Origin of the sequence: Neorhizobium sp. NCHU2750 (genome assembly GCF_003597675.1) — a bacterium.
Lineage (GTDB): Bacteria > Pseudomonadota > Alphaproteobacteria > Rhizobiales > Rhizobiaceae > Neorhizobium.
Genome location: NZ_CP030827.1, coordinates 772,135 through 781,403, shown reverse-complemented (window position 1 = coordinate 781,403; position 9,269 = coordinate 772,135). Strand labels below are relative to the sequence as shown.

Annotated in this window: 9 protein-coding genes and 1 pseudogene; 1 reads left to right on the top strand and 9 read right to left on the bottom strand. The window is 61.8% G+C overall.

Features of this window, described 5'->3' with window-relative positions; all coding sequences use genetic code 11:
- Positions 1–311 precede the first annotated feature (311 nt).
- The 8 genes and pseudogenes from NCHU2750_RS03875 to NCHU2750_RS03835 all read right to left on the bottom strand — a co-directional run bounded on the left by NCHU2750_RS03875 (position 312) and on the right by NCHU2750_RS03835 (position 7,531).
- Complete coding sequence (locus tag NCHU2750_RS03875) at positions 312–743, bottom strand: Ros/MucR family transcriptional regulator (protein ID WP_119939265.1); 432 nt, start codon at positions 741–743, stop codon at positions 312–314.
- 437 nt (positions 744–1,180) lie between these two features.
- The gene (mnhG, locus tag NCHU2750_RS03870; protein WP_119939264.1) at positions 1,181–1,519 is read right to left on the bottom strand and encodes a monovalent cation/H(+) antiporter subunit G; all 339 of its coding nucleotides are present in this window, start codon (positions 1,517–1,519) and stop codon (positions 1,181–1,183) included.
- A complete protein-coding gene (locus NCHU2750_RS03865) occupies positions 1,519–2,052 on the bottom strand; it encodes a cation:proton antiporter (protein WP_119939263.1) in 534 nt (177 codons plus the stop codon). Before NCHU2750_RS03865 ends, mnhG begins: the two co-directional genes overlap by 1 nt.
- Positions 2,049–2,522 (bottom strand): Na+/H+ antiporter subunit E, encoded by a 474-nt coding sequence (locus tag NCHU2750_RS03860; RefSeq protein ID WP_119939262.1) that lies wholly within the window; start codon positions 2,520–2,522, stop codon positions 2,049–2,051. Before NCHU2750_RS03860 ends, NCHU2750_RS03865 begins: the two co-directional genes overlap by 4 nt.
- Positions 2,519–4,096: a Na+/H+ antiporter subunit D gene (locus NCHU2750_RS03855; protein ID WP_119939261.1), complete on the bottom strand. Its 1,578-nt coding sequence runs from the start codon at positions 4,094–4,096 to the stop codon at positions 2,519–2,521. Before NCHU2750_RS03855 ends, NCHU2750_RS03860 begins: the two co-directional genes overlap by 4 nt.
- Positions 4,097–4,319: 223 nt before the next feature.
- Complete coding sequence (locus NCHU2750_RS03845; RefSeq protein WP_119939259.1) at positions 4,320–4,697, bottom strand: Na+/H+ antiporter subunit C; 378 nt, start codon at positions 4,695–4,697, stop codon at positions 4,320–4,322.
- A gap of 83 nt (positions 4,698–4,780) precedes the next feature.
- Positions 4,781–5,182: pseudogene (locus NCHU2750_RS03840) on the bottom strand (Na(+)/H(+) antiporter subunit B); the annotation flags it as partial.
- Positions 5,183–5,188: 6 nt separating this feature from the next.
- The gene (locus NCHU2750_RS03835; protein WP_119939257.1) at positions 5,189–7,531 is read right to left on the bottom strand and encodes a putative monovalent cation/H+ antiporter subunit A; all 2,343 of its coding nucleotides are present in this window, start codon (positions 7,529–7,531) and stop codon (positions 5,189–5,191) included.
- A gap of 180 nt (positions 7,532–7,711) precedes the next feature.
- Between NCHU2750_RS03835 and msrB the strand changes: the two genes are divergently transcribed.
- Positions 7,712–8,122: a peptide-methionine (R)-S-oxide reductase MsrB gene (gene msrB, locus NCHU2750_RS03830; RefSeq protein ID WP_119939256.1), complete on the top strand. Its 411-nt coding sequence runs from the start codon at positions 7,712–7,714 to the stop codon at positions 8,120–8,122.
- Positions 8,123–8,216: 94 nt separating this feature from the next.
- On the opposite strand, the gene NCHU2750_RS03825 is transcribed toward msrB, so the two are convergent.
- Positions 8,217–9,086, bottom strand: coding sequence for an aldose 1-epimerase family protein (locus NCHU2750_RS03825; RefSeq protein WP_119939255.1), 870 nt, complete (start codon positions 9,084–9,086; stop codon positions 8,217–8,219).
- Positions 9,087–9,269 lie beyond the last annotated feature (183 nt).

Below are 9,269 nucleotides of genomic sequence, written 5' to 3'. Positions count from 1 at the left end.
TTCGAGGACAGACGGGAATGTTACGCGAAGTCACATTTTCAATTTCCATTGATATGGCTAGTATTTTTCTGCTCGCCCCTACGAGTAATGGGATTTTTTTCCTATCCCTATCCCCACGACAGGAATTGCGCGTATGAAAAAGCCGGGCACGGGCCCGGCTGATTGGCGCATCTGCAGCAGGCCGGAAGGGGCCGCGGCGATAGGCGCAAAGTCTATGCATGCCGCCTTGCGACATCTTGCGGCCCTGACACCGGTTGAGCGGCGCGGCCGGCAATGTCCGGCGAGACCGTTACGTCCCGCCGAAGACCAGATCAGTTGCGGCCGCGCTTGCGACGCTGGCCGAGGCCCATTTCCTTGGCGAGACGCGAACGGGCTTCGGCATAAGCCGGTGCCACCATCGGATAGTCGGCCGGCAGGCCCCACTTCTCGCGGTATTCGTCAGGCGTCATGTTGTAATGGGTCATCAGGTGGCGCTTCAGCGACTTGAACTTCTGGCCATCTTCGAGGCAGATCAGGTAATCGTCCTCGATCGACTTCTTGATCGGAACCGGCGGCTTCGGCTTTTCAACCGCAGCGGCGACCGGCGTCGGCGAGGATGTGCTGCTCAATGCGCTGTGAACGTCGGAAATAAGGTTCGAAAGATCTCCGACGGGAACTACGTGGTTACTCACATAGGCGGCCACGATGTCTGCGGTGAGTTCCACCAGCAGCTCGGGTCCCTTGCCCAGTGCCATGTCTGTCATTTCCTGTCTCCTGTCCATGTGCAGTACGGCGCCTGCCACGACCTCCGCGGCAGCGTCCGTATCGAGCCGTGGCGACACCAACCATCACCTCTCGCAGTGTCCGAAGACAGAGGCCTACCCCTAAGCCACCCGCGCGAGAACGGAACCATCACCAGATGTTGCATCAGGCCTCCGCATGCCTTCATATTCATCAAGTTCATCCAGCAGACCTGTTCAAAAGGCTGAGCTAAATGAGATGAATATGCGGGAAAAACTTAGTCTACTACAACATCACTGCTCTACTTCTATTCAAGTATCACTACATTCTCGAAAGTCCAATTGCGAAATCTAGTAATGAAGAACGATTTCTGATCGTCTAACGACTGTTCTAGACATTTATTGCTGGCAGAGAGACAATTTTACAATCTTCGCGGGCCATAAATACCGTAGGAAAACGTCTATTCATCGTTGACGTCCATAATTTGGTTGATAACGGAGCGATTCGTCATCGGATATCCGGCCTTCAGCGCTGCCACCGCGAGCAGGTGCGCAGATACCGGCGCGGTCAGCACGAAGAAGAAGAAGCCGGCGAGAGCGCGGGCAAAGACGGCCGGATCACCCGAATGCAGTCCAAGCGCCAGAAGCAGCAGACCCGAGCCGACGGTACCGGCCTTCGATGCCGCATGCATACGCGAATAGACATCCGGGAAGCGATTGAGGCCAATTGCCGCAACAAGCGCAAAGGCGCTGCCGGAAAGCACGATGAAGGCTGTGACAAGAGCGAGAACGAGTTCCATCACGCGTCCCTTTCCGGCTTGGCGGACTTGCCGGCCTTGCTTGTAGAAGGCTTGCTCGCTTTGCCTGTGGAAGGCCGGCCGGCTTTGCCCTCCTTTGATTTGGCTGCCTTCCGTCCGGCATCGGCGCTTTTCTTTTCCGGCGCGCTCATGCCTTTCGCCTTTGGCCCCGAACGCGACTTCGCCTGCGGCTTCGATCGTGGTTGCGGCGCAGTCTCCGCTGCGGCCGTTCCGACCGGCGCGGCGGCGGCCTCATCACCGGCACTCGAGAGGATGAAGCGGGCGAAGGCGACGGTCGCCAGGAAGCCGACCAGGCCGAGCGCGATGGCGATATCGACGTAGAGGGTAAAGCCGGTGCGGATGGCGATCAGCGCGATGAAGCCGATGACGATGCCGACCAGCATGTCGAGCGCCACGACGCGATCCGGCAAGGTGGGGCCCTGCACGACGCGCCAGACCGTGAGCAGGAAGGCTGCGGCAAGAAGAAAGAGCCCGATCCAGATCGAGGCCTGCAGGATGGTGTCGGCGGCACTCATCGGAACGCCTCCAGGATCTTTTTCTCGAAACCGTTGGCGATGTCGCGTTTGGTGGCCTCGATATCGGAGCAATCGATGGCGTGGACGTAGAGGATCCTGCGGTCTTGCGAGACATCGACCGACAGCGTGCCGGGCGTCAGGGTGATCAGGTTGGCCAGCAGGGTGATCTCGAAATCGCGGTCGACGGTCAGCGGAAAGGCGAAGATGCCGGGCTTCAGATCCATCTTCGGGCTTGCCACCATGACCGCCACCTTCCAGGCAGACATGGCGAGTTCCTTGAAGAACAGGACGGTGAGCGAGAAGATGAGGCCGAGACGGCGCAGATAGCCCCTTGCATTGATCTCGTGGCGGACGATCCACAGCGAGGCGGTGGAGAGCGCGAAACCGAAGATGAGGTTGTGGATGGAGGTGCTGCCGGTGATCGCCACCCAAATGATGGCGAACATCAGTGACAGAACATAGATGATCATTGCACCCCTCCCCGGATGAAGACCGAGCCGATATAAGCGGTGGGATCGGCGATGCTTTCGGCAGCTGACTGGCTGAGCTTCATCAGCGGCTCGGGATAGATGCCGAAGCCGAGCAGAAGTGCCACGAGAAGCGCGATCGGGATGGCCGTCAGCCAGTCGCGCACCGGCTCTACCTCCGCCTCGACGGCTGCAATGGCGGCGTCGGAGAGAGGCCGCCAATAGGCGAGCAGGAAGACGCGGGCGAGCGCGATCGTGACGAGAAAGGCAGAGACGAGGATCGCCGCTGCCAGCCACCAGGCGCCGATATCGAGCGAGGCTTTCAGCAGCGCCACCTTGGGCCAGAGGCCGGAGAGCGGCGGCAGGCCGGCCGCCGCCAGGATCAACGCGAAGGATGCTGCGGCAAACCAGGGAGAGCGGATCCAGATGCCGCCGAGCGTCGACAATTGCCAGGAGCCGGCAAGCCGGGCCGCCTCGCCCGCCATGAGATAAAGCGCGGTCATCGCCACCATGGAATGCAGCGCATAGAGGATCGCGCCGGAGACGGCGGCGGGCGTGCCGATCGCGACGCCCGCCAGCATGTTGCCTATGCCGACGATGACGACATAGCCGATCAGCCGGCGAAGATCGTTCTGGGCGAGCGCGCCGAGCGCGCCGACGATCATGGTCAGGACCGCAGAAGCGGCGATGACGAGGCTCAGCGCTTCCCGCTCGACCGGCAGGAGCATGATCGTCACGCGGATCATCGCATAGATGCCGACCTTGGTGAGCAGGCCGCCGAACAGCGCCGAGACGGTGATGCGCGGCGTGTGATAGGAGGCCGGCAGCCAGAAATTGACCGGAAAGGCCGCCGATTTCATGGCAAAGGCCAGCACGAACAGCGCGGTCAGCGTGATGAGCGGCGCGCCGTCGCGGATGGCCGGCTCCTTCTCGGCGATATCGGCCATGTTGAGCGTGCCGAAGATCGCATAGAGATAGCCGACCGAGATCAGGAACAGCGTCGTGGCGACGAGATTGAGGATGGCATATTTCAGCGCGCCCTCGATCTGGCGGGGCTCTGAGCCGAGGATCAGCAGGCCGAAGGACGAGATCAGCAGGACCTCGAACCAGACATAGAGGTTGAAGATGTCGCCGGTGAGGAAGGCGCCCGAAACGCCGGCCATCAGCAGCAGCAGGAAGGCGAAAAAGCCGTGGCGCAGGCCGCTTGCGCCGATATCCTGCAGCGAGAAGACGGCCGCAGCAAGCGCCACGACGGCCGAGGTCAGCGCCATGACGGAGCCGAACAGATCGGCGGTGAAGGATATGCCGAAGGGCGGCAGCCAGCGACCCATGGTCATGGTGATCGGGCCGCGCTCGCAGACCTGCCATAGAAGCAGGGCATCGAGAACGACGAGCAGCACGAGCGCCGCGATCGCCAGCATGGCATGCAGCCTCACCGACTTGCGGATCATCATCAGAAGCGCGCCGCCGGCAATCATGGTGACCGGTGGCAGGATGACCAGCCAGTCGGCAAGCGCCGGCCGGGCGATCACCATGGCGGCAGCGAGATCGACGGGAACGGAGGACGGAGCGGCCATTAGATGAATTGCCCCTCTTTTGTTTCCTCATAAAACTGATCGAAGAAGCCAACCGTCAAACCGGGCCAACACCCCCTCTGGCCTGCCGGCCATCTCCCCCACAAGGGGGGAGAAAATTCGCGGTGATCGCCGGCCTCAATTGGACGCCAGCAGATCGGCTGGGTTAAGCCCTCCCCCTTGTGGGGAGGGTTGGGAGGGGTCTGAATCTGGGAGAACATCATCATCAATACCCCATCGGCGGCAGTTTTTCGTCGCGGGGTTCGGCAAGCCGCATCTCGTCGGTCGAATCGGTGCCGAGTTCCTCGAAAGCGCGGTAGGTGAGCACCAGCAGGAAGGCGAAGAAGGAAAACGAAATGACGATCGCCGTCAGGATCAGCGCCTGCGGCAGCGGATTGGCGGCGACGGCGGAAAGGCTCGTCGCCCCGTCGGGGATGATCGGCGGAACCTCGCGCGTGACGCGGCCGGTGGTGAAGAGCAGAAGGTTGACCGCATTGCCGAGCAGCACGATGCCGATCAGGATGCGGATGGTGAATTTCGACAGCATGAGGTAGATGGCAGCAGCGAAGAACAGGCCGATCAGAGCAACGAAAAGGGCTTCCATCAGCGCTTCTTCCCCCTAGCCGGTTTGCTGACGGGAGCATCCTTCACCGGCCTGCCGTCATCGGCGGCCTCGTGGGGTTCCACTTCCAGCGCCAGCGCGATCGAGGTGATCGATCCGACGACGACCAGATAGACACCGATATCGAAGGACATGACGGTCGACATCGGCACCACGGCGCCGAAAATATCCGGATAGATCCATAAGCCGCTCATGAAGGGCACACCGGCGAAAAGCGAGACGAGGCCCGACATCGTCGACAGGAACAGGCCGGCGCCGGCAATCGCCATCGGATGGAACTGGATTGCCCGCTGCACGGCGCCCGGACCGTGGGCGATGCCGAAGATGGCAAGGGCCGAGGCCGCAATCAGCCCGCCGATGAAGCCGCCGCCCGGTTCGTTATGGCCGCGCAGCAGCACGAAGACGGAAAACAGGAGCATCAGCGCGGTGAGGACCGGAGCGACGGTGCGCAAGATCAGGGTGTTCATGGCGTTTTATTGCCCTCCATCCGGCGTCTTCTTCGCGATCCTGACCTTGATCAGCGCCAGGACCGCGAGGCCGGTGATCATGACGACCGAGATTTCGCCCAGCGTGTCGGTGCCGCGGAAATCGACGATGATGACATTGACGACATTGGCGCCGTGGGCGATCGCCTTGGAATAGGTGTTGAAGAATTCGGTCAGCACCGGATCGAAGGGACGGGAAACCGATTTCAAAAGCAGCAGCGCAAAGCCGAGGCCGCAGGCAATGGCGATTACCCCGTCCAGGACGATCTGGCTTGCCGGGCGGTGATCGGAGACTTTCAGCCTGAGCCGCGTCATCACCAAAGTCAGGATGACGACGGACAGTGTCTCGACCATGAATTGGGTGAAGGACAGATCGGGGGCGCCGAACAACAGGAAGATCACCGCGATCGCAAAGCCCTGGATGCCGAGCGCCACCACCGCCGTCAATCGCTCGGCGGCACGCAAAACGGCGACGACGCCGAGTGCAGCGAGAATGAAGAAGGCGCCTTCCTGGATCAGCACGTCACCCGGCCAGGCCGGCATGTCCGGCAATTCGCCGAAGACGACGGGGGGCACGACAAGCGCCAGCGCCACCATGACGAAGGTGGCGGTGATATAGATTTCCAGCCGGCCGGGCTGGACTATTTTGGTGACTGCCGCGGCAAAACGGATGAGGGCCGCGAGCAGCCAGTCGAACCAGCGGTCAGGGCCGGGGCCGAGACTTTCCAGCATGTCGGCCATGATCTGCCGGGCACGGTCGAGCTTCAGATAGACGACGATGCCGAGCGCGATCGTCACGACCGAGAGAAGCAGCGGCAGGCCGAAATGCGGCACGGTGCTGATCGTTACTTCAGTCGGTTCGCCGGACACGGCACTTGCCATGGGCGACGAGAGATAGGCATGCAGCACGGTCGAAAAGAGCCCGAAGCCGAGACCGGTCAAGGCAAGCACCACCGGCCCGAGAAGCAGCGCGATCGTTGCTTCATGCGGTGTGGCGGGCGTTTCCTTCCGCTCCCCGACAAAGGGTTTCAGACCGACGCCGAAGCCGAGCGCCAGCATCAGCGCGTTGCCGGTGATCGCGACAAGCGTGAAGAAGACGGCACGCGGATTGCCTGCGGCAAGCGCGGCATAGATCTCTTCCTTGGCGAGGAAGCCGGTAAACAGAGGCAGGCCGCCCATGGAGCAGGCGGCGAGAACGGCTGCGGCAAAGGTGACCGGCAAGGCCTTACGCAGGCCGCCGAGCAGCGGCAGTTCGCGCGTGCCGGTCTCGTGGTCGACGATGCCGGCGACCATGAAGAGCACCGCCTTGAACAGCGAATGGGCAACGAGATAAAGCACCGCCGCCTCGATCGAATAGGGCGTGCCGAAGCCGGTGAGCATGACGAGAAGGCCAAGCGAGGCCATGGTCGTATAGGCCAGCATGCGTTTGAGGTCGGTCTGGCGCAGGCCGATCAGCGTGCCGGCGATCAGCGTGATGCCGCCGAAGAAGGGCAGCAGGATTTCCCAGGCAGGCGTGCCGCCCAGCACGGGGTTGAGCCGCATCAGCAGGTAGACGCCGGCCTTCACCATGGTGGCGGAATGCAGATAGGCGGAGACCGGCGTCGGCGCTTCCATGGCATTCGGCAGCCAGGCATGGAAGGGAAACTGCGCCGACTTGGTGAAGGCGCCACCGAGAACGAGGATCAATGTCGGCAGGTAGAAGGGGCTGATGCGCAGGAGATCATCGGTATGGACCAGCAGCGACATCTGGGTGACGCCGGTGATGTTCCAGAGGAACACGAGGCCGGCCAGAAGTGAAAGCCCCCCTGCCCCGGTAATCATCAGCGCCTGCAGGGCCGCACGCCGCGCCTCCTCGCGCCTGTGGTGAAAGCCGATCAGCAGGAAGGAGGTGATCGATGTCAGTTCCCAATAGACGAACAGCATGAGGAAACTGTCGGACACGACGAGGCCCAGCATCGCGCCCATGAACATCAGTATGAAGGAGAGAAAGCGGCCGAGCTGCGGATGCCCCTTCATGTAGCCGCCCGTATAGATGACGATCAGCGTGCCGATGCCGGTGATCAGCAGCGCGAAGGTGAGCGACAGGCCATCGATGAACCAGGAGAAGGACAGGTTGAAGCTCGGCACCCAGACATAGCCGCCGGTGACGACTTCACCCCTGGAGATCTCGCCAAGGAAGCTGCAGAAATGCAGGAAGGACAGAGCCGGGGCGACGGCCACGATCCATACCGCCCTGTCGCCGAAACGGGCGGCGAGAAACGGTGCCACAAGGGCTGCGAAAAAGGGAAGAAAGAGCGCAATAAACGTCCATGCCGGCGCGCTGGCGGCCATATGTTCTCCCCTCGTGACTTCGACCCGGCGAACCGGCCGGTGGCAACTCCCGGTTTTTTCTAGGGGAAAGAACAGCAGGGCTCAAGCATAACCGGACGGGCATCCTGTGGTAAGGGCCTTTTTTCACAGGCTTCGACCAACTATCTATTGGCAAAAGCAAAGAACAGGAAAGGATGCACCATGTCGTCCCCGACCATGCCCAAAGTCTCCAAGAGCGATGCCGAGTGGCGCGAGGAACTTTCGCCCGAACAATATTACATCCTGCGCCAGGCGGGCACAGAACGCGCCTTTACCGGCCCGTTCTGGAACGCCAAGGAGAAGGGCATCTATAGCTGCGCCGGTTGCGGCGAAGACCTGTTCGTCTCCGATACCAAGTTCGATTCCGGCTGCGGCTGGCCGAGCTATTTCGAACCGGTGAAGCCGGATGTCGTCACCGAGATCCGCGACACGTCGCATGGCATGGTGCGCACCGAAGTGCGCTGCGCCCATTGCGGCGGCCATCTCGGCCACGTCTTCCCCGACGGCCCACCGCCGACCGGCCTGCGCTACTGCATCAACGGCCATGCGATGAATTTCAGGGCGGCAGAGTAACTAGTCGCAGGTCATGACGAATTCATTCAGCAAACGGATGAATTCCGAAGGCTGTTCGAGCGGCACATAGTGGCCGCTCGATGTCCAAGGTCGGTTACCCGACGATCTCCACCGAAAACGAAAACTTCGCCTTTTCTCCCGCGGCAAGCACGGTGGCGTAAGGCCGTTCCGACAGTTCGGCCGAGCCGCCGGATTTTGCTGCCGTGCCGTGCCAGGGTTCGATGCAGATGAAGGGGGCGCCAACCTTCTGCCACAGGGCCACATTCGGCAGGCTGTCGAAGGAGAATTTCAGGCTCGGGCCGCGCTCGGCGGCATAGGTGAGGCCTGTCCCCGCGCCTTCGGCAAAGATCATCGCATCCGCCTCGAAGAGTTCATGCGCCAGCGTGAGGCTGCCCTTCTTGAAGGGGGATGGCATTTTTTCCTCGGTGACGAGACCGTCTTCCAGGCGGGTGAGCAGCGGTTCGCCGCCGTTGTCGAGCACCACGGTGTGGGCCAGGTCGCCGGCACCCGGCAGCGGCCAGAGGAAGGCCGGGTGAAAGCCGAGGCCGAAGGGCATCGGGCGCTGATCCCGGTTTTCCACCTCTGCCGTCACCGTCAGGCGGCGGCCATCGAGCGAGTGGGTGAGCGAGAGGGAAAATTCGAAGGGAAATACCTTGCGCGTCGCATCCGACGAGGACAGTTCGAAACGGCAGGCGGACGAGCTTGCCTCGGCAAGGGTGAACTCGCTGCGGCGGGCAAAGCCGTGCTGCCCCATGTCGTAGAACGTGCCATCAACTGCGATGCGGTTGTCCGGCGCCTTGCCGACGATGGGGAAAAGGACCGGCGAGCGGCCGGTCCAGAAGGCCGCGTCGCCATTCCAGAGAAAGTCCCGCCCGTCGCTCGTCTGCAGGGACTGCATCTCGGAGCCGAGCGAAGAGACTTCGACGACAAGCTCGTCACTGGTGATGCGAACGATATCGGGCATGCGGCATTTCCTCCGGACAGGTGGGGAATCGATGCGACATATTTGCCCGACATGCGTTGAGGTTCAATGACGATCGGGGACGATCGGGCGCCTTTGCGCTCAGTCGTCGACGTCCATCGCAATCGTGATCGCCTTGTAAACTTCGAGGTCGGCACATCGCCCCCGTCCTGACATCAAATGCCG

Bases quoted from the DNA above. Each gene is read 5' to 3' on its own strand.
- NCHU2750_RS03875 (WP_119939265.1), bottom strand. From the start codon at position 743: ATGACAGACATGGCACTGGGCAAGGGACCCGAGCTGCTGGTGGAACTC.
- mnhG (WP_119939264.1), bottom strand. From the start codon at position 1,519: ATGGAACTCGTTCTCGCTCTTGTCACAGCCTTCATCGTGCTTTCCGGC.
- NCHU2750_RS03865 (WP_119939263.1), bottom strand. From the start codon at position 2,052: ATGAGTGCCGCCGACACCATCCTGCAGGCCTCGATCTGGATCGGGCTC.
- NCHU2750_RS03860 (WP_119939262.1), bottom strand. From the start codon at position 2,522: ATGATCATCTATGTTCTGTCACTGATGTTCGCCATCATTTGGGTGGCG.
- NCHU2750_RS03855 (WP_119939261.1), bottom strand. From the start codon at position 4,096: ATGGCCGCTCCGTCCTCCGTTCCCGTCGATCTCGCTGCCGCCATGGTG.
- NCHU2750_RS03845 (WP_119939259.1), bottom strand. From the start codon at position 4,697: ATGGAAGCCCTTTTCGTTGCTCTGATCGGCCTGTTCTTCGCTGCTGCC.
- NCHU2750_RS03835 (WP_119939257.1), bottom strand. From the start codon at position 7,531: ATGGCCGCCAGCGCGCCGGCATGGACGTTTATTGCGCTCTTTCTTCCC.
- msrB (WP_119939256.1), top strand. From the start codon at position 7,712: ATGTCGTCCCCGACCATGCCCAAAGTCTCCAAGAGCGATGCCGAGTGG.
- NCHU2750_RS03825 (WP_119939255.1), bottom strand. From the start codon at position 9,086: ATGCCCGATATCGTTCGCATCACCAGTGACGAGCTTGTCGTCGAAGTC.